General features: G+C 69.6%; 22 protein-coding genes. 9 read left to right on the top strand and 13 right to left on the bottom strand.

The window, feature by feature from the left end; all coding sequences use genetic code 11:
• Positions 1-25 precede the first annotated feature (25 nt).
• The 5 genes from ON27_RS40035 to ON27_RS23020 all read right to left on the bottom strand — a co-directional run bounded on the left by ON27_RS40035 (position 26) and on the right by ON27_RS23020 (position 4344).
• The gene (locus ON27_RS40035) at positions 26-763 is read right to left on the bottom strand and encodes an ESX secretion-associated protein EspG (RefSeq protein ID WP_051046915.1); all 738 of its coding nucleotides are present in this window, start codon (positions 761-763) and stop codon (positions 26-28) included.
• Positions 763-1971 (bottom strand): hypothetical protein, encoded by a 1209-nt coding sequence (locus ON27_RS23035; RefSeq protein ID WP_043731635.1) that lies wholly within the window; start codon positions 1969-1971, stop codon positions 763-765. Before ON27_RS23035 ends, ON27_RS40035 begins: the two co-directional genes overlap by 1 nt.
• A gap of 18 nt (positions 1972-1989) precedes the next feature.
• A complete protein-coding gene (locus ON27_RS23030) occupies positions 1990-2514 on the bottom strand; it encodes a DUF3558 domain-containing protein (protein ID WP_083887751.1) in 525 nt (174 codons plus the stop codon).
• 53 nt (positions 2515-2567) lie between these two features.
• Complete coding sequence (locus ON27_RS23025; protein ID WP_157227287.1) at positions 2568-2954, bottom strand: hypothetical protein; 387 nt, start codon at positions 2952-2954, stop codon at positions 2568-2570.
• A 199-nt stretch (positions 2955-3153) separates the two neighbouring features.
• Complete coding sequence (locus ON27_RS23020) at positions 3154-4344, bottom strand: FAD-dependent monooxygenase (protein ID WP_043731629.1); 1191 nt, start codon at positions 4342-4344, stop codon at positions 3154-3156.
• 108 nt (positions 4345-4452) lie between these two features.
• On the opposite strand from ON27_RS23020, the gene ON27_RS23015 reads away from it, so the two are divergent.
• Together ON27_RS23015 and ON27_RS23010 are read left to right on the top strand one after the other, a co-directional pair.
• Positions 4453-5172 (top strand): TetR/AcrR family transcriptional regulator, encoded by a 720-nt coding sequence (locus ON27_RS23015; protein WP_043731625.1) that lies wholly within the window; start codon positions 4453-4455, stop codon positions 5170-5172.
• Between the two features lie 23 nt (positions 5173-5195).
• Positions 5196-5618, top strand: a complete 423-nt coding sequence (locus tag ON27_RS23010; protein WP_043731675.1) for a limonene-1,2-epoxide hydrolase family protein — start codon at positions 5196-5198, stop codon at positions 5616-5618.
• Between the two features lie 6 nt (positions 5619-5624).
• Here the strand turns inward: ON27_RS23010 and ON27_RS23005 are convergent, their stop codons facing one another.
• A complete protein-coding gene (locus ON27_RS23005) occupies positions 5625-5897 on the bottom strand; it encodes a hypothetical protein (protein WP_043731622.1) in 273 nt (90 codons plus the stop codon).
• A 77-nt stretch (positions 5898-5974) separates the two neighbouring features.
• Here ON27_RS23005 and ON27_RS23000 point away from each other — a divergent pair, with 77 nt between their 5' ends.
• The 4 genes from ON27_RS23000 (at position 5975) to ON27_RS22985 (ending at position 9738) form a co-directional block, all read left to right on the top strand.
• On the top strand, positions 5975-6352 hold the full coding sequence (locus ON27_RS23000) for a DUF488 domain-containing protein (RefSeq protein WP_245560062.1): 378 nt from the start codon (positions 5975-5977) through the stop codon (positions 6350-6352).
• Between the two features lie 266 nt (positions 6353-6618).
• On the top strand, positions 6619-8004 hold the full coding sequence (gene phoH2, locus ON27_RS22995) for an RNA 5'-3' helicase PhoH2 (protein ID WP_043731615.1): 1386 nt from the start codon (positions 6619-6621) through the stop codon (positions 8002-8004).
• A 185-nt stretch (positions 8005-8189) separates the two neighbouring features.
• Positions 8190-8777, top strand: coding sequence for an LGFP repeat-containing protein (locus ON27_RS22990; protein ID WP_043731674.1), 588 nt, complete (start codon positions 8190-8192; stop codon positions 8775-8777).
• A 103-nt stretch (positions 8778-8880) separates the two neighbouring features.
• Positions 8881-9738 (top strand): acyl-ACP desaturase, encoded by an 858-nt coding sequence (locus ON27_RS22985; RefSeq protein WP_043731613.1) that lies wholly within the window; start codon positions 8881-8883, stop codon positions 9736-9738.
• Between the two features lie 120 nt (positions 9739-9858).
• Here ON27_RS22985 and ON27_RS22980 read toward each other — a convergent pair whose 3' ends face one another.
• Entirely contained in the window at positions 9859-11262 is a 1404-nt protein-coding gene (locus ON27_RS22980) for a class II fumarate hydratase (RefSeq protein ID WP_043731610.1), read from the bottom strand.
• 444 nt (positions 11263-11706) lie between these two features.
• Positions 11707-12750: a class II fructose-bisphosphatase gene (gene glpX, locus ON27_RS22975; RefSeq protein ID WP_043731608.1), complete on the bottom strand. Its 1044-nt coding sequence runs from the start codon at positions 12748-12750 to the stop codon at positions 11707-11709.
• Positions 12751-12880: 130 nt separating this feature from the next.
• Between glpX and ON27_RS22970 the strand changes: the two genes are divergently transcribed.
• Together ON27_RS22970 and ON27_RS22965 are read left to right on the top strand one after the other, a co-directional pair.
• On the top strand, positions 12881-13447 hold the full coding sequence (locus tag ON27_RS22970; protein ID WP_043731605.1) for a DUF4245 domain-containing protein: 567 nt from the start codon (positions 12881-12883) through the stop codon (positions 13445-13447).
• A 198-nt stretch (positions 13448-13645) separates the two neighbouring features.
• On the top strand, positions 13646-14143 hold the full coding sequence (locus ON27_RS22965) for a GNAT family N-acetyltransferase (protein WP_218003033.1): 498 nt from the start codon (positions 13646-13648) through the stop codon (positions 14141-14143).
• A 21-nt stretch (positions 14144-14164) separates the two neighbouring features.
• Here ON27_RS22965 and ON27_RS22960 read toward each other — a convergent pair whose 3' ends face one another.
• The 4 genes from ON27_RS22960 to ON27_RS22945 form a co-directional block, all read right to left on the bottom strand.
• Positions 14165-14509: a VOC family protein gene (locus ON27_RS22960; RefSeq protein ID WP_043731600.1), complete on the bottom strand. Its 345-nt coding sequence runs from the start codon at positions 14507-14509 to the stop codon at positions 14165-14167.
• Entirely contained in the window at positions 14506-14772 is a 267-nt protein-coding gene (locus tag ON27_RS22955) for an exodeoxyribonuclease VII small subunit (protein ID WP_051046913.1), read from the bottom strand. The genes ON27_RS22960 and ON27_RS22955 overlap by 4 nt, the downstream gene beginning before the upstream one ends.
• Before the next feature lie 2 nt (positions 14773-14774).
• Positions 14775-15998 carry an exodeoxyribonuclease VII large subunit gene (xseA, locus tag ON27_RS22950; protein ID WP_051046919.1) on the bottom strand — a complete coding sequence of 408 codons (1224 nt, stop codon included), beginning with the start codon at positions 15996-15998 and terminating at the stop codon, positions 14775-14777.
• Between the two features lie 92 nt (positions 15999-16090).
• Positions 16091-16717: a lipid droplet-associated protein gene (locus ON27_RS22945; RefSeq protein ID WP_043731597.1), complete on the bottom strand. Its 627-nt coding sequence runs from the start codon at positions 16715-16717 to the stop codon at positions 16091-16093.
• A 295-nt stretch (positions 16718-17012) separates the two neighbouring features.
• Here ON27_RS22945 and ON27_RS22940 point away from each other — a divergent pair, with 295 nt between their 5' ends.
• On the top strand, positions 17013-18023 hold the full coding sequence (locus tag ON27_RS22940) for a 4-hydroxy-3-methylbut-2-enyl diphosphate reductase (RefSeq protein WP_043731594.1): 1011 nt from the start codon (positions 17013-17015) through the stop codon (positions 18021-18023).
• A 257-nt stretch (positions 18024-18280) separates the two neighbouring features.
• Here ON27_RS22940 and ON27_RS22935 read toward each other — a convergent pair.
• The coding region (locus ON27_RS22935) for a DUF6542 domain-containing protein (RefSeq protein ID WP_043731591.1) at positions 18281-18858 on the bottom strand (578 nt) is incomplete at its 5' end.

Raw genomic sequence — 18858 nt, 5'->3', positions numbered from 1 at the left:
TACGAGCCGTCGCGGCGATCCGGAACTACCGATCCATGCGCGCTTTCGCCCGCACAATCGACTCGTCGAGGTAACGGGCGATATCGGCGCTGGTACCGGGACGGATCATCAGGGCGCGATTGGCGGGCACCTCGCAGTAACGGCCGTCGGTCGTGTCGATCCAGCGCAGGCGGCCGGTCCGCAGCGGTGCGTCGTTGCGCGGGCCCAGCAGCACGACGGCGGTGCCGCGCGTGGTGCACGATTGCCGCCAGAAACGCCGGTAGCGTTCCTTCGCCTGACTGGCGGGCGCGTTGCCGAACGGATCGGGGCGATCGTCGTTGAGATCGTCGAGCAAAAAGCTTTTCTCACCGACGGTCCCGGCCGGTGCTTCCGGCAGGAGTCGCACCACTTCGGTGGCGAGCTGGTCGACCCGGCAGCGGCGTAACCGGACCCGGCCACCGTCCGGTGCGGGCGATTGCACGGCCAGCACGCCCGACCCGGTGCGCGTCGCGCAGGCGACGGCGCGCAGTTCGACGCCCTCGCGCGTGTTGTCGTAGCCGAACAACTCGATGCGCCAGTCGGGACCGGCCAGTGTGGTGATCGCATTGCGCAGTGGCAGCCGCTCGGCCTGGTCCAGCTCGGCGCGGAACTGCCGCTGATACTCCTGGTACTCGTGCAGGCCGGGGAATCGGCTGGTGAACCGGAACGGGAAGGGCATCCGGTCCAGGCCGGTCCCGAACCATGCCGCCGCGAACTGCTCGGCCGACAGCGACCACTGCGCCATCACTTCTCTCCGAGGGCGGGCGGCACGGTCGGTTGCACCTCGCCGAGCAGCTCCTTCGCGTGTTCCTCGGTGCGCAGGTACTTCGGCGACCGGTGCTCGTCGTCGTCCGTGCGCCTGCCCCGCATCCCGGGCGGGACCATGCCCGAGTAGCCGGGAACCCCCGGCGCTCCCGGGCGTCCCGCCGGGGCGGACGGCGTATGGGACGCGGCCGGGGCGGTGGGCTGGGCCGGACGCGAAGTGCCCGAGCGCGCGTCGTTCCCCGCCGCGTTCGGGGTTCCCGCCGCGGCGGGTGTACCCGGCCCGGTCGGCGTACTCGTCGGCCTGCCGTCGAACGACATCGGGGTGACAGTGGCGGGTGTGGTCGGCATCGGGGTGCCGGACAGGAACGGTGCGACCGCCGTGGATGTCTGCGTTCTCGTGGTGGGCGCGGGCGTGGTGGGCGTCGCGTCCTGGCTCTGCGCGACGGCTTGCGGCGTCGTCGCTGCCGACGTGTTCTCGCTTGTCGACTGTGGCTGGTCGGCCGGGTTGTCTTCTTCCGCTGTGCCGCTGGGGGAGGCGGTGTCCTGGGGAGCGGGCTCCGCGCCGGAAGAAGACGCGTCGGTGGAAGCGGACGTGTCGTCTGGGGGAGTGCCGTTCACCGGCTGTGCACCGGCATTCGTGCCCGGTGCCGTACCGGTGCCGGTCTCGAGAACTGTGGATGCCGCGGCGGCAGGGGCGATCGGGGGCGGCAGCGTGGGAATGGCAGGCGCGGTGGCTCCGTACGGCTGAATGTACTGAGTGTTCATCTCGTCGCGGGCTTGCTCCTCCCGCGAGTTGCGCTGTTCGGGCTCAGCCGGGCCACCCGAGGTGTCCACCAGGTCGGGCACCGACATCTTGAACTTGGCGGCCGCGTCCGCCGCCGCCGACAGCGGCACGGCCTGCGCGCCGAGCGCCTCGCCGAATTCGCCCATTCGCGCCGCGTAGTCCCGCACGCCGCGGACCGCGCTGTCGGCCGCCGCGCCCTCCCACCGCTGTTCCACGGCTTTCTTGATCGCGGACTCGAACTGCTGCCCCGCGTTCGTGACCGCGGCGGCGATGGCCGACCACGCGGCGAGCGCACTGTCGAGCCCGGCCGGGTTCATCGCGTCGGCCGCCTGTTTGATCTCCGCGTGCGAGAAACTGTGCGCGTTCTCCGGATTGGTGATCGCGCGGCCGTCGGTCTGTCTCATGATCGCTTCCCCCGGTGTTCAGCTGCCCGCGGGCAGCAGTGGTGCGACTGTGCGGGCGATATCTACGGCGATGTCGCATGCGACGAGGTGCTTGTTCGCCGATGTCTGCGGCACGTTGGTGAGGATGTACAGGGATCCGGCCGCCATCTCGATGTTGACCGTGCAGCCACCGGGAATGTCCGGACGCGCCTCGTAGCGCAGGGCTTTCCGGTCACCCGCCGCAATGTTCACGGCGGCAGGATATTTGTCGCGAACCTGATCGAGCGTGCCGTTGGTCGTCTCGACCACGAATCCATAGCCCGCCCGCGCGACGTAGCGGCAGCCCTTCCAGGTGACGCCGCCTTGGCTGTCCTGCTTGGGTTCCGGGAGTTTCGAGTCCCATCGGTGCGCTGCGAGAAACTGCGGCGTGAGGGCGATACATGGGTCGAACACGGACTGTGGGCTAGCCCCGGGCGATGGGCTCGAAGCGGAAGCGGTCGGCTGCGACGCCGTCGATCTGCTCGGCTCGCTCGGCGTTTGATCACCACACCCGGTGAGCAGCATGATTCCGATCGCCCCGGCGACCAGCCGCGTCCGCCGGACGGTCGTGCCGACATTCATACGCGGAGCTCCCGCATCGCCGCCGCGAATTCCGCGTCGGTGCGGATGTAGGTGTCGCAGATGGCTTGGAACATGGACTGGATCTCCTGCGCCACGGAGATGTAGTCGTTCAGGGTGTCGAATGCGTTGTTCGGCCCGCCGAAAGCCTTCTCCCGGAACAGCCGCACCAACTCCACCGCGGAGGTCAGCTTCGGATTGTTCTCGCCCAGACCCCAGTGCTGACGTTCACCGAGTTCGCGCGCGTCGGTCTGTGCCGCCACGAGCGCATCGATCAACTCCTGGCACGCCTGGTCGATCTCGACGAAACCTTGCGGCTCCATCCGTACCTGCAATGCCCCGGTTTTCGCAGCCTCGATGTACCCGGGAAACGGGCTGTCCGCCATAGCGGCCCCTTCCGTCAGTGCCGTCTGACTTTATAGACGCGTCCCATCTCGCTCCGGTTCCATCGAAACACAGTCGACCCCACGTGGGCGCCCGATCACACCCATGGGATCGGCGCTGCGGCCCTGGCGAACTGGGATGTCGCGCGGTTCGGCGGCGGGGGCGACGGGTCCGATCGCTGTCAAGGCGGGTGGCGGATGATCAGCGCGCATCGGTGGTGCCGACCAGGGCCGGGTAGTCCTTCAGATCGATGTCGTTGGCTGCGTTGTCGCCGTATTTCACCATCAGGGTGAACAGCCGGGATTCGAGGAACCAGTCGCGGATCCTGATGCCGCGCGCGGTCTTCGGCGCGAGGAAGCGACCGGCGTTGCTGTTGCCCGCGATCCTCGCGTAGCGCTTCATGAGCTCGTCGTAGCGGGCGAAGGCCGTCGTGTGGTCGCCGTCGGCCGAGGCCAGCTCGCCCGCGATGACGTAAGCGCCGACCACGGCGAGTCCGGTGCCGAAACCGCCCAGCGTGTTGCCGTACGCGGAGTCGCCGACCAGGGCGACCCGCCCCTTGGTGTAGCCGCCCGGCATACGGACCTGGCTGATCGAGTCCATGTAGAAGTCGTCGAATCCGGCCAGCTCGGCGAGCATGCGCGGCACCTCCCAGCCGACCTCGGCGTAGGTCGCGGTGAGGATGCGCCGCTGGGCCGCGCTGTCGTCGCGGGCGTAGTCGAGTTCGGTGGAGGCGAACATGTACATCTGCTGCCCCTTCGGCCCGCCGCTGATCGCCAGTCGTCCGGGTGCGTTGTGTGCGTACGCGGTCGCCCGCTCGCGCGGTTCGGCCGGGCTGCCGCTCGACGCGCCCGCGACGGCGTAGTAGTAGCCGAGGTGCTTCACGAAGTTGCGCTCGGGGCCGAAGGCCAGGCGGCGAATCCGCGAGTGGATGCCGTCCGCGCCGAAGACGAGGTCGAAGGTGCGTGCGGGCGCGTGCTCGAACTCGACGTGCACGCCGTCCGCCGTCTCGGTGAGCGCGGTGACCGAATCGCCGAACAGGTATTCGCAGCGGTCGGCGGTGCGCAGGTAGAGGATTTCGGTGAGGTCGCCGCGCAGGATCTCGACGTCGCCGCCGGTGAACTCGCCCGACAGCAGCGCCCGCCGCGAGCCGCGCTCGTCCACGAAGACCGTGTCGGTGGTGCCCGTCCTGCGCTGCTCGACGTCGCGCAGGATGCCCATCCGCTCCAGCACGGTGCGGTGGGTGCGGCCCTTGAAATCGATCGCCTGACCGCCGGGACGCGGCGCGGGAGCGCGTTCGACGACGGTGACCGCGAACCCGTACCGATGCAGCCAGTAGGCCAGCGCGGGTCCGGCGATACCGGCGCCGGAGACGAGGACGGTGGTGTTCCGCATGGGATCTCCTCAATATTTGCGTCCGCCGGAAACTGTATATGGTGGACGCGAATTAGCGTATGGTAGACACAGTTTCACGTCAAGACGTTCTCCGGAAGGATCCCGGGCATGCCTCCACCCACCACGCTCGAACTGCTCTGGGGCACCGGTCATCGCCCGAAGCGTGGTCCGAAACCCGCGTTGACGGTGGAGCGGATCGTCGCGGAGGCGATCGCGCTGGCCGACGCCGAAGGACTGCCCAACCTGTCCATGCAGCGGCTGGCCGAGCGCCTCGGTTTCACCAAGATGTCGCTGTACCGCTACGTGCCGGGCAAGGCCGAGCTGGTAGCGCTGATGCTGGACACCGCGCTCGGCGCGCCCCCGGAGATGGGCGACGGCGGCGACGGCGAGGCGCAGGAGGCTTGGCGCGGGCGCCTGAGCCTGTGGTGCGAGACGATCTACGAGCGGCTGCGCGCCCATCCCTGGGCGCTGGAGGTGTCGGTGGGGGCCCGGCCGGTCGGGCCGAACGAGATGGCCTGGATGGAGTCCGCGCTGACGGCGCTCGCCGGCACCGGGCTCACCACCGCCGAGCGCCTGGACACCATCGTCCTGCTGATCGGGCACGCTCGCAGCCTGGTGCAGCAGGTGCGGGCGGGGGAGGCCGACGAGTTCGAGAGACAGATCGCCGGGCAATTGGCCGAGATGGTGGCCGCCGCGGCCGATCGCTACCCGGCCACGGTCGCCGCGTTCGCCGAGGAGGGCGCGGTCGCGGGCGGGCAGGGCGCGCTGCGCTTCGGCATCGGGCGCATTCTCGACGGATTGGCCGTGCTCATCGCGCGCCGCGGATGACCGGCGCGGCCTACGCTCGGACCATGACCGACGAACCCGATCTGCGACAGGACTCGATCACCACCGTGCGGGAGTTCTTCGCCGCGCTGGAGCTGGGCGCCGCCGAAGAGGCGATCGACTTGCTGCACCCGGACATCGTCTGGAAGAACACCTCGCTGCCCGACGTGCGGGGCGTGCATCGGGTCGCGGGCGTGCTGCGCGGCCTGCGTCGCGACTGGCTCGGCTTCGGCGTCGACCTGCACCACATCGCCGCCGACGGCGACATCGTGCTCACCGACCGCACCGACTACCTGCGCTTCGGGCCGGTGCGCGTCGGATTCTGGGTGACGGGCACGTTCGAACTGCGCGACGGTCGAATCGTCCTGTGGCACGACCACTTCAGCTGGGAGAACGTTCTGCGCGGCACCGGAGCGGGCCTCTGGCGGGCGGCGCTGAGGCGGGGCTGACCCGGCTCAGGAGTGCTGGGCCAGGTATTCCAGGTAGACCGGCCGCAGCACCTCGGCGACCGCTCCGTCGCCCGCGTGGATGTAGTCGTCGAGCATGGGCAGCACGTACTTGATGTCCGCCTCGCTCTCGCCGACGTTGCCCGCCGCGGCTTCCGCGGCCGGGATCGAGGTGAGCAGCCGCCACAGGAACTTCACGTCGCCACGCCGCACGGCCAGCCGCATCGCCCGGTCGTGCAGTTCCTTCGACGACAGCTTCTCCAAATCCTCGTTACCGGCCATACCAGCGACTCTAACCGTCGAAACGGGCGACAGCGACCGCGTGGTGAATCCCGACTGTCGGGGGAGGCCGTGCTGCGATGACTGCTATGACACCGCAAACCTCGCGTGGCTTCCGCGTGAAGCGCGTCTACGACGCTCCCGACCCGGACGACGGCGTGCGCGTGCTGATCGACCGGCTCTGGCCGAGGGGGATCACCAAAGCGCAAGCGCGGGTCGATCGCTGGCCCAGAACGCTCACTCCGTCCACCGAGTTGCGTCGCTGGTTCCATGCCGACCGGGACGCGCGCGGCCCGGAATTCGCCCGCCGCTACCGCGCCGAACTGGCGGAGCCGGATGTTCGGCAAGATTTGCGGGAATTGCGCGCTTTGGCCGCCGAAGGTCCGGTGACATTGCTAACCGCCGTACAGGATCCGGCGAACAGCCATGTTCCGGTGTTGCTCGACGTGCTGCGCTGAACCAGCGCGACGTGCGGGTTTACGACAAATTCACGGACACGCCTCCCGGTCTCCGAGCGCGGATGCCCGGATCGACGGTAGCGTCGGGTGTGCGGGCCGCGGCGGTGTGGCTCGTACGGGAGGTCCTGACCGTGACTGAGCTACTCAGTACGAGGGGGCCGGTCCCCGGCCCTCGTGGCGCCTGACGGCAACGTCGGGTCCAGCAGGACGGACCGGTCCAGCGAGATCGTTCGTGCGACTGCCGCGCGAACACAGAGGAGCCCACCGTGACTGCTGCACGCTCCGTTTCCGCTCCCTCGGCGAACTCCAGCTCCGCGAAAGGCGGAGCCGCCGCGAAGGGGGCCCGCCCCTCGCAATTACTCGGCAAAACCTTCGTCGTAGACACCTCCGTCCTGCTGTCGGATCCCTGGTCCTTCACGCGGTTCGGCGAACACGACGTGGTGTTACCACTGGTGGTCATCAGTGAACTCGAAGCCAAACGGCACCATCACGAGCTGGGCTGGTTCGCGCGAGAAGCCCTGCGCAACCTGGACGATCTGCGCCTGCTGCACGGCAGGCTGGATCAGCAGGTGCCGATCGGCAACGAGGGCGGAACGTTGCAGGTGGAACTGAACCACACCGATCCCGCGGTCCTCCCGGTCGGCTTCCGCACCGACACCAACGACGCCCGCATCCTGGCCTGTGCGCTCAACCTCGCGGCCGAGGGCCGCGAAGTGGTGTTGGTGTCCAAGGACATACCGTTGCGGGTGAAGGCCGGCGCGGTGGGTTTGCACGCCGACGGGTACCACGCCCAGGACGTGGTCACCTCCGGATGGTCGGGCATGGTGGAGCTCGACGTCAGCACGGCGAGCATCGATCAGCTCTACGCCGAGTCGGTGATCGATCTGGACGAGGCGCGAGAGCTGCCCTGCCACACCGGCATCCGGTTGCTCGGCCCCGGCTCCAGTGCGCTCGGCCGGGTCACGCCGGACAAGCGGGTGCAGCTGGTGCGCGAGCGCGAGGCGTTCGGGCTGCACGGCCGGTCCGCCGAACAGCGCATCGCGCTCGACCTGCTGCTGGACGAGAGCGTCGGCATCGTCTCCCTCGGCGGCCGCGCGGGCACGGGCAAGTCGGCGCTGGCGTTGACCGCGGGTCTGGAGGCGGTGCTGGAGCGGCGTACCCAGCGCAAAGTGGTGGTCTTCCGCCCGCTGTACGCGGTCGGCGGCCAGGAACTGGGCTATCTGCCCGGCACCGAGAGCGAGAAGATGGGCCCCTGGGCGCAGGCGGTCTTCGACACGCTCGACGGGCTGGCCAGCCGCGAGGTGATGGAGGAGGTGCTCAGCCGCGACATGCTGGAGGTGCTGCCGCTGACCCACATCCGCGGGCGGTCGCTGCACGACTCCTTCGTGATCGTGGACGAAGCCCAGTCGCTGGAGCGGAATGTGCTGCTCACGGTGCTCAGCCGGCTGGGGACCGGCTCGCGGGTGGTGCTCACCCACGATGTGGCCCAGCGCGACAACTTGCGCGTCGGCAGGCACGACGGCGTCGCGGCGGTGGTCGAGAAGCTCAAAGGCCATCCGCTTTTCGCGCACATCACGCTGACCCGTAGCGAGCGCTCGCCGATCGCGGCGCTGGTCACCGAGATGCTGGAGGAGTACGGCCCCAACGCCTGATCCCGGGGCGCCGTCGGAGGTGTGTTTCACGGCACATCCGACGGGTAATCCCCGCCGCGATAGCTGTTCGGTATGACCCGGTGACCTCCTCGGTCACCGGGTCATCGCCTGACAATCGGCCGAGGCTACGCGCGGCGTCACGGAGCCCGTGGTGTGTGCCGGTAGCCCACAGCGAGAGGATGGACATGCACCACTTCGCTCGACGAACGGCTGGAATCACCGCAGTGCTCGCCGCGGCAGGGCTGGCCTTGGCCGGCTGTGGTGACGACGACGACTCCGATGTCGGCGCCACGATGACGGGCATGATGACGACCATGATGACCACGCTCGCGCCCGGCACCACCACCGCGCCCGACGACGACGCGACCACCACCGAGAACCGAGCCACGGGCACCACGGCCCCGGCCGCGGAGGGGACCAGGATCGCCACCCCGGCCGGTGAGATCTCCGTGGACGGCGACATCTACGAGAAGTACGTGCAGCTCGGCGGCCCCACCGGCACCCTCGGCCTGCCGCTGGAAGCGGAGGAGAAGGGTCCCGACGACGGCGAATACCAGGACTTCGCGGGCGGCACGATCTACGAGGCCAAGGACGGCGAACCGCACGTCGTCTGGGGCGAGATCCGCAAGGCGTGGGAAGACAACGGCGGCGCGCAGGGCCAACTCGGCTACCCGATCAGCGACGAGAAGGACATCCCCGGCGGTAAGCAGAGCGATTTCAGCGGCGGGACCATCACCTGGGTGGACGGTACTATCACCGTCACGCCGAAGTAGTAACCCTGGTATTTCGGCGTCCGGGACCGCCGCGCGGTCTCGGTTGCCCGCCCTTTCCATCCATCCGCCCCCGCTTCGCGGGCCAAGCCGCTAGGTTATCTCGGTGCAAACTCTCCTGACCGATCGCGAATTGCTCGAATCGCTCGCGGTGGACGTCGAACTGCTGCTGCGCAAGCACGTGGATGTCGCCGACGGGTGGCAGCCGCACGACTTCGTGCCGTGGGACGACGGGCGCAACTTCGCCTTCCTCGGCGGTACCGACTGGGCGCCGGAGCAGTCCCAGCTCAGCGACACCGCCAAACTGGCGTTGACCGTCTCCGTGCTGATCGCCGACAACTTGCCCTCGTATCACCGCGAGATCGGCAAGTACCTGCGCACCGGCGCGTGGTGGCGCTGGGTCGGCCGCTGGACGGCCGAGGAGAACCGTCACGAGATCATGATCCGCAACTACCTCATGGTCACCAGGTCCGTCGACCCGGTGGAACTGGAGCGGTTGCGGATGGAGCACATGACCAAAGGCTTCCGCCGCCCGGCCATGCACCTGCTCGACGTGCTGGCCAACTGCGCCTTCGAGGAGGCCGCCAGCGCGGTCCGGCACCGCAACATCGCGGCGCTGGGCGAAAACCCTCAGGTCACCGCCATCGCCGAGCGCATCGCGCTGGACGACGAACTGCAGTCGGTCTTCTTCGCCGACCTGGTCTCCGCCGCGCTCGACCTGGTGCCGGACCAGACCATGCGCGCCATCGCCGACCGGGTCGCCGGTTTCGAGGTCCCGACGGTGGCGCTGCCCGACGGCCGCGGCAGCGACGCGGTGCTCGCCGAGGCGGGCATCTACGACCGGGCCAAGGAGGACGAGCTGGTCTTCGCGCCGTTGCTGCGGCGCTGGAACATCTTCACCCGCAGCGATTTCGGCCCGGACGGTGCGCTGGCGCGCGACGAACTCTCGCGCCTGCGCGACTGACCTGCGGTCATCGGAGCCGCGAGTCGCGGGTAGGTCGCCCGATCCGAGATCGAGACGTTCCAGTCGAACGCCACCCCGGCAGCCACACGGCTACCGGGGTGGCGTTCGTTCGCGGTCTGGTCAGTCCTGGTCGTCGACCTTCGCCATGGCCAGCACGTCGAGGCGGCGGTCGAGTTCCTCCTCGGTCAGTTTGTCGTCCAGCAGGCCGCGATCGATGACGGTCTGGCGAATCGTCTTCTTCTCCTTCAGCGCTTCCTTCGCGACCGCGGCCGCTTCCTCGTAGCCGATCGCGGAGTTCAGCGGGGTGACGATCGAGGGGGAGGACTCGGCGAGCCTGCGCAGGTGCTCGACGTTGGCGACCAGGCCGCGCACGCACTTGTCCGCGAACAGGCGCGACACGTTGGCCAGCAGGCGGATCGACTCCAGCAGGTTGCGGGCCATCACCGGGATGTACACGTTCAGTTCGAAAGCGCCGTTGGCGCCCGCGAAGGCGACCGCGGCGTCGTTACCGATCACTTGGGCGCCGACCTGGGTGACCGCCTCGGGCAGCACCGGATTCACCTTGCCCGGCATGATCGAGCTGCCCGGCTGCAGATCCGGCAGCTGGATCTCGGCCAGACCGGTCAGTGGGCCCGAGCCCATCCAGCGGATGTCGTTGGCGATCTTGGTCAGGCTCACCGCGATCGTGCGGAGCGCGCCGGACGCCTCGACCAGACCGTCGCGCGCGGCCTGCGCCTCGAAGTGGTCCTCGGCCTCGCGCAACGCGTCGATGCCGGTGGCGCGCACCAGTTCCGCGACGACCTTCGCGCCGAAGCCGTCCGGCGCGTTCAGCCCCGTGCCGACCGCTGTTCCGCCGATCGGCAGCTCGCCCAGCCGAGGCAGCGTCGCCATCACGCGGTCGATGCTCGCCGCGACCTGGCGGGTGTAGCCGCCGAACTCCTGCCCCAGGGTGACCGGCACCGCGTCCATCAGGTGGGTGCGCCCGGACTTCACCACGGTCCGCCATTCCGCCGCCTTGTCCAGCAGCGCCAGCCGCAGATGTTCCAGCGCGGGAACCAGATCCGTGATGACCGCCTCGGTGGCGGCCAGATGCGTCGCCGTCGGAAAGGTGTCGTTGGACGACTGGGACATGTTCACGTCGTCGTTCGGGTGGACGGTGACCCCCTTCGTCTTGGCCAGCGAGGCGATCACCTCGTTGGCGTTCATGTTCGAGCTGGTGCCGGAACCGGTTTGGAAGACGTCGATGGGGAACTGGTCGTCGTGCTTGCCTTCGGCGATCTCGTTCGCCGCCGCGATGATGGCGTCGGCCTTACCGGGATCGAGCAGACCCAGGTCGCGGTTCACCGTGGCGCACGCGGCCTTCAGCAAGCCGAGCGCGCGGATCTGCGCGCGCTCCAAGCCGCGTCCGCTGATCGGGAAGTTCTCCACGGCCCGCTGGGTCTGCGCTCGCCACAAAGCGTCCACCGGAACCCGAACCTCACCCATGGTGTCGTGTTCGATGCGGTACTGCTGCTCCTCGGTCATGATTCCGACCCTATTCCGGTCACCGCCCCCATGGGGCAGCCACGCCTGAGGTCATTCGCACACCCCACCGGCCCCGCGCCGGGAATACGAAACCGCCCTCTCGAAGACCTCCGCGCCCCCTGGAACCGACGCCTTCCCCCTCCATACAGGCGAAGAGGGGCAAACACCGAGGCCACACAAAACGCATACCCGGCGCAACTCGAGTTCGTGTCGCGCGGAAGCGCAACCCCCTGTGCAGGACTGTGCACTACTCGGCAGCAGTCATCGCCGCGAGCACTGAAACGATCCGTCGGCGCCCGGCGGTGAAACCGAGCATGCGCCGTCCGCGGCCCGGCTCGCGCTCGAGCGGCCGCCGCGTCCGCGACGAAGTCGCCAGGGGTGGTCGCTCGAACGCGAGCCACAAAGGGGCCGCGAACACGCCGCGACGAAGGTCGCGGCCAAAAATCACGGCAGCGGCGGGACCGCGTGTTCGTCGCCGATGAAGTCGACCGAGGAGTATTCGCGCAGCTTGGTGAGGCGGTGGTAGGCGTCGATCATGCGGACGGTGCCGGACTTCGAGCGCATGACGATCGACTGGGTGGAGGCGCCGCCGCCGTAGTAGCGCACGCCGCGCAGCAGGTCGCCGTCGGTGACGCCGGTGGCGCAGAAGAAGACGTTCTCACCGGAGACGAGGTCTTCGGTGGTCAGGACGCGGTCGAGGTCGTGACCTGCGTCGATGGCCTTCTGCCGTTCCTCGTCGTCCTTCGGCGCGAGCATGCCCTGCAGCTCGCCGCCCATGCAGCGCATCGCGGCCGCGGCGATGATGCCCTCGGGGGTGCCGCCGATGCCGACGAGGATGTCGGTGCCGGAGTCGGGGCGGGCCGCGGCGATCGCGCCGGCGACGTCGCCGTCGGAGATCAGGCGGATGCGGGCCCCGGCGTCGCGCACCTGCTGGATCAGCTCGGCGTGGCGGGGACGGTCCAGGATGCAGACGGTCAGGTCGGACTTCGCGGAGTTCTTGGCTTTGGCGACCCGGCTGATGTTCTCGCCGATCGGGGCCGAGATATCGATCACGTCGGCGGCGTCGGGGCCGACGGCGATCTTGTGCATGTAGAAGACAGCGGACGGGTCGAACATCGCGCCGCGCTCGGCGACCGCGAGTACCGAGATCGCGCCGGGCACGCCCTTGGACATCAGCGTGGTGCCGTCGATCGGGTCCACCGCGAAGTCCACTTCGGGGCCGGTGCCGTCGCCGACCGCCTCGCCGTTGTACAGCATGGGCGCCTCGTCCTTCTCGCCCTCGCCGATGACGACGATGCCGCGCATGGACACCGAGCTGACCAGCTGCCGCATGGCGTCGACGGCGGCGCCGTCGCCCCCCTCCTTGTCGCCGCGCCCGACCCACCGGCCCGCGGCCATCGCCCCGGCCTCGGTCACGCGGACCAGCTCGAGTGCGAGGTTGCGGTCGGGCGCCTCGCGGCGGCTAGGTGTGGGGGAAGTTGCCGTCATTGCGGGGTGCCTCCTGTGCGTCGGTACGTACCGGTCAATTGTCTCATTCGATGTGGCACGGGCGTACACCCCTGTTCGGCGGTGTCGGGGTGCGCGGGGAAGCCTCGCCGTTCGAGTGGATACTGGGAGGGTGTCGTACCAAAAGCCACGCATCCTGAACGACTACCGGGATCTGTTCTGGTCGCTGATCCCGTTGGTGTTGATCGCGCTGGTTTTCGCGGGTCTGGCCAGCCAGTGCAGTTTCGCCGCCAACGGTCCGACGCAGGGGCAGATCCCGCACTTCGACGCGCGGGCGGCGCTCACCGCCGACGCGCGCTCGCTGCCGTTCCCGATCCGCAACCCGGAGTTGCCCGCGGACTGGACGCCGAATTCCGGCAGCCGCGAGTCCATCGGCGGGACCGGCGGCGGCCCGGTCAGCACAGTCGGCTACATCACGCCGCAGGGCACCTACATGCGGTTCACCCAGAGCAACGCCACCGAGGAGGCGCTGGCCCGGTTCGTGCTCGGGTCCCGGTACGCCAGCGGCACCGAGCAGGTCGGCGCGCAGAAGTGGATCGTCTACGCCGAGCAGGGCTCGGAGACGGCGTGGATCACCGACCTCGGCCAGTCCCGGGTGCTGATCACCGGCGCGGGCAATCAGGCGGCGTTCGCCACGCTCGCCCAGGCGATCACCGCGGCGCAACCGCTGAAGCCCTGACCCGAGCTTGCTTTCGTCCGCGCGCGACCGTTAGGTTTGCCGCGGTACGAGACACGTGCCGAACCGGATCTCGGAGGTTGATGAATATGGCTGCCGTCAGCCGTATTTCGCATGTCCTTCGCCGGTTCGCGCGCTCCTGATTCTTCGGCAGACGCGTTTCGCGGACCGGTCTCTCGAGAGATGACCCAGGAGTGTCACGTGTCTGTTTCCATTCCTTCCGATCTGCTCACCGAACGCTTGCGCTTGCGGTCGTGGACCGCGGCCGCCCTGGCCGCCGTGCTCGACGACCGGCGTCACGCCACGTGGGCGCCGGATTTCCCGGCCGAGGGTGATCGTGTGATCGCGGGGCTGCTCGCCGCGCGGCCGGACTGGCTCGGGCCGTTCGGGCACCGGCTGATCGTCGAGCGATCGAGTGGGCTCGTCGTCGGATCGATCGGCCTGTTCTGGCCGCCGGCCGACGGCGCGCTGGAGATCGGCTACGGCGTCGTCGCCTCGCGGCGCGGCCGTGGTTACGCCACCGAGGCCACCGTCGCCATGACGGCGCACGCGTTCACCGCGCCGGGCGTGCGCGTGGTGCACGCCGACGTGGACCCGGCCAACCCGTCGTCGGTGCGCGTGCTGGAGAAAGCCGGGTTCGAGCGGGTGAGCAGCGTGGACGGCGTCGCGCGGTTCCGCGCCGCGGCAGCCCCGCGCTGAGCGCGATTCCGGGCGCTGTCCTCAGCGGTGGCTCACCACGTTGACGACGGTCCCGCTCGGATCGCGGACGAAGAAGCGGCGCACGCCCCACGGCTCGTCGCGCAAGGGGTAGACGATGTCGGCGCCCGCGGCTTCGACCGCCGCGTGTACCGCGTCGACGTCGTCGGCCTCCACGCTCATGTCCGGCTGGAGCCGGTCGGCCTCCGGGCCGACGAGCAGGACCTGGGCGGTCGGGTTGGACGGCGAGGCCATCGTCACCACCCAGCCCAGGTCCATCGCCTCCCGGAAGCCGAGCAGCCGATAGAAATCGCGACTCGCGGCCAGGTCGGCGGTGCGGATATCGGGCGTGGCGCGGCGGATGGTCATCGCGACTGTTCCAGGTCGGTGCGGTGCAGCGCGTCCTCGACGCGTTTGCGCGCGCCGGCCAGGTGTTCTTCGCAGCGGTTGGCCAGCGCCTCGCCGCGCTCCCACAACGCGAGGGACTCGTCCAGGTCGAGGCCGCCTTGCTCGAGGATCTTGACGACGTTGACGAGTTCGTCGCGCGCGCGTTCGTAACCGAAACCGGCGATCTCGGCCGATTCGTCGGCTCCCGCCCCGTTCTCTCCCGCGGACTTGCCGGACTCGGCCAAGGTCAGTTCCTCCCTGTGTCGGTGTGCTTGGCGCCCAGCGCCTGGGTGCCCAGCGCGGCGGCCGTGACGGCGCCGTCGGCGAGCCGGATGCGCAGTTGACTGCCAGCGGGCGCGTCCTCGATCGAGCGCACTACCTCCCGTTCCCGGCCGGTGACGCGCTGTACGACAGCGTAGCCACGGGCCAGCGTGGCGGCCGGGCCGACGGCGGTGAGTTTCTCGCGCAGATGACGGGTGGCCGTGGACTCGGTGCGAACGAGTTGCTCGGCACAGCGGTGCGCGGCGGTACGCAGGCGTTCGACCTCTTCCGCGCGGCGATCGATCTCGCGCAGCGGGTCGGCCAGCACCGGCCGCGACCGCAGCTGGGCGAGCGCCCTGGTCTCCCGGTCGACCCAGCCGCGCAGCGCTGCGGCGGTGCGTTCGCGCAGCTCGCGGATGCAGGCCAGTTCGGCGGCGGCGTCCGGGACGATCCGCTTGGCGGCATCGGTCGGGGTGGCGGCACGCAGGTCGGCGACCAGGTCGCTGAGCGGGTTGTCCGGTTCGTGGCCGATCGCGCTCACGATCGGCGTCGTCGCGGCCACGATGGCGCGGCACAGCGCCTCGTCGGAGAACGGCAGCAGGTCTTCCACGCTGCCGCCGCCGCGGGCGAGCACGATCACCTCGACGGCCGGGTGGCGATCGAGTTCGGCCAGTGCCGTGAGCATCTGCGACACCGCGGTCGGCCCCTGCACGGCGGTGTTGCGGATCTCGAAACGGACCGCGGGCCAACGATTCCTGGCGACGCTCAGCACGTCGCGCTCCGCGGCGCTGGCACGGCCGGTGATCAGGCCGATCGTTCCGGGCAGAAACGGGATCGGGCGCTTGAGCCGGGGATCGAACAGGCCCTCGGCGGCCAGCAGCGCCTTCAGCCGTTCGATGCGGGCGAGCAGTTCACCGATGCCGACCGGCCGAATCTCCAGGACGCGCAGGGAGATCGTGCCGCGACCGGTGAAGAACGAGAGCTTGCCGTAGACGACCACCCGGCTGCCCTCTTGCAGGGGGACGGGGGAATCGCGAATGAGGTCGGGATCACAGGTCACCGACAGCGACATGTCGGCCGACGGGTCGCGCAGCACCAGGAAGGCGGTGCGGGTGCCGGGACGAAGGTTGATCTGGGTGATCTGGCCCTCCACCCAGATGCTGCCGAGCCGATCGATCCACTGGGCGACCTTGATGGACACCGAGCGCACGGGCCACGGGTGCTCGGCGGAATTGGCCGGCGCGGCGGGTTGGCCGGGGTTCTCCCGGCCGGTCGCCGCCGACGAGGGTGTCCTGGGTTCGGTCACTGGGCCTGCACGGTGGCGATCCGGTTCGTCAGCATGGTCACGAACGGCGCCCTGGCGCGGGTGTGCTGCTCGTACTCCAGCAGCGCGGTGAGATCTTCGAGGCTCAGCATGCGCAGTCGTGCGCGCAGCTGGGCCAGGGTCATGGTGGCGTAGTCGTAGCGGATGGCGACTTCCGGTTCGGCGATCGCGGGCGCTTGCGTAACCGGGGCGGGATCCGATTCCGGGTCAGCCCGATCCGGCTCGGCCGGTTGGTCGGCGATCGGCGTCACCGGGGTGGCATGGCCGTTGGTCTCGCCCGCGCGGAACGGATCGGGATCGTCTGTGGTGTAGAGATCGAATCGACTGGTGCGCAGCGGGGCGGGGTTCGGGTCGTCGGTGAGGTCCTCGTCGAAAGTGGCCCACTCCGGCTGCTCGACCGGCCGGTTGGACAGTCGATCGAAAACCGCGTCGCCCTTCAGCGCCAGGCTGGTCACGAACTGCTGGACGTGCATGGTCGTCTGCAGCATCTGACTGATGGCCGTGATCGGGAAATTCATTGCCGCCGTGGGTAGCCGACGGGATTCCTCGAGCGCGTATACGGCGGCGCCGGCTGCGACCCGGGCCAGAAAGGGTGGTCGAAACATGGTCCTAGCCTGCCCGAAATGGTGTGTTATGCAAAGGAGCGGCAGGCGCGGTTCGGATATTCGCCCGTTCCGGCGCGGTGCCGACCGGCCGGAATTGTGCGGCGTAGTACTCATAAAGCGGAGAATAAACGCAGGTCCCGGCGGAGTGTCCGCGACATTCGCCGCGGCGGGCCCGCGACCGCGCCGGGACGGCCTTTCGTCCCAGCTCGCGACCCGTGCCGCACGGATCCGGCAGGGGATGTGACGGACAACTCCCGGACGTGGCACGGTCGCGGGCCGCACGTATCCTGTGGGCATGTCTTCGGCCATTCCCTTGAACGTCGGAATCGCCCGCTCGGCAGGCGCCGGAAACGCCGTCGCCGACGGCGGAAAACGCGTGCTGCTCGCGGAGCCGCGCGGGTACTGCGCCGGCGTGGACCGCGCGGTCGAAACCGTGGAGAAGGCGCTCGAGAAGCACGGCGCGCCGATCTACGTGCGCAAGGAGATCGTGCACAACCGGCATGTCGTGGAGACGCTGCGCGACCGCGGCGTGGTCTTCGTCGACGAGACCGATGAGGTGCCCGAGGGCGCGGTCGTCGTGTTCTCCGCGCACGGCGTGTCGCCCGCGGTGCACGCGTCGGCCGCCGCGCGCAGTCTGCACACCATCGACGCCACCTGTCCGCTGGTGACCAAGGTGCACCAGGAGGCCAAGCGGTTCGCCCGCGACGACTACGACATCCTGCTGATCGGGCACGAAGGCCACGAGGAGGTCGAGGGCACCGCCGGCGAGGCGCCCGAGCACGTCCAGCTGGTCGACGGGCCGGACGCGGTGGACAAGGTCAGCGTGCGCGACGAGTCGAAGGTGATCTGGCTCTCGCAGACCACGTTGAGCGTGGACGAGACGATGGAGACGGTGCAGCGGCTGCGCCAGCGCTTCCCCGGCCTGCAGGACCCGCCGAGCGACGACATCTGCTATGCCACGCAGAACCGCCAGGTCGCGGTGAAGGCGATGGCGCCGGAGTGCGACCTGGTGATCGTGGTCGGCTCCCGCAACTCGTCGAACTCGGTGCGTCTGGTGGAGGTCGCGCTCGGCGCGGGCGCCAAGGCCGCGTACCTGGTGGACTTCGCCCGCGAAGTCGACCCGGCCTGGCTCGAGGGTGTCCGCACGATCGGCATCACCTCCGGCGCGTCGGTCCCCGACATCCTGGTCCGCGGCGTGCTGGACATGCTGGCCGAGCACGGTTACGGCGACGTGCAGCCGGTCACCACGGCCAACGAGACCCTCGTGTTCGCCCTACCCCGGGAACTGCGCGACGCGCGCCGCTGAGCTTGCGCCGGGTGGGTGCTGTAGCCAATTCCGCCCCGAGGATGGGCGCAGTCGAGTTTGCGTCTATGGGCGGTGCGCCTCGCGGCGGTCTCTGCTCCTCGGCGCTCACGGTTTCGCCCCGCCGGGGCCAGCGGTTGTCACCGTGTTCGATACGCGCGTCGCGGTGAGATAGCCCGGCGTGTCTGCGCGGCGGGGTGCCCGCGCTCGGCCGCCCCCCGGCACGCGGCATTCGCGGTAACGTGGTCAGGCGAACCCGGCTACAGGTTCTCCGGCCTGCGTCGCTCTGTGCGGCTCGAATCGCGTTCGCGATAGCGCACGTTCGGCTGGGGATGCGGCGGCATGTCGCGGCGGCGTCCCGCGCCGCGCGGTGGCTCGCCTTCGGGACGGGGCATGGCGCCGGTCGGACGGCCTGAGCCCCGGGCGGGTGCCCGGCCTTCTCGCGGGCGAGACGGCGCCACGCGGGGCGCGGCGTCGGCGACCTGCGCCGCCGGCCGGCGGGCCGGTCGCGGGGCGGGCTCGTCCAAGTCGTCCAGCTCGGGCTCGTCGGGCTCCTTCTTCGGCTTGCGAGCTTTCCGGCGCGCGGAGTCCGCGAGGCCACCGGACGAGCGGGCGGGCCTGCTCTTCTTCGCAGGCGACTTCTTGCCCCAGCTCGCGCCGCGGCGAGACGAAGGCGGCCGGGCGGCCTCCTCTTCACGACGGTGCAGGTAGATCCGGACGCCGCCGATCAGCAGCACGGCGACCGTGGCGAGCATCATGGTGGGGAACCGGTTCACCAATGGAATCGCCAGGTTCAGCAGGATGTCCTTCAGCGAGGTCGTGCCACGCCCGGTGAGCT

This window comes from Nocardia asiatica NBRC 100129 (assembly GCF_000308415.1).
Taxonomy (GTDB): domain Bacteria; phylum Actinomycetota; class Actinomycetes; order Mycobacteriales; family Mycobacteriaceae; genus Nocardia; species Nocardia asiatica.
This window is presented reverse-complemented; position numbering and strand designations above follow the sequence as displayed.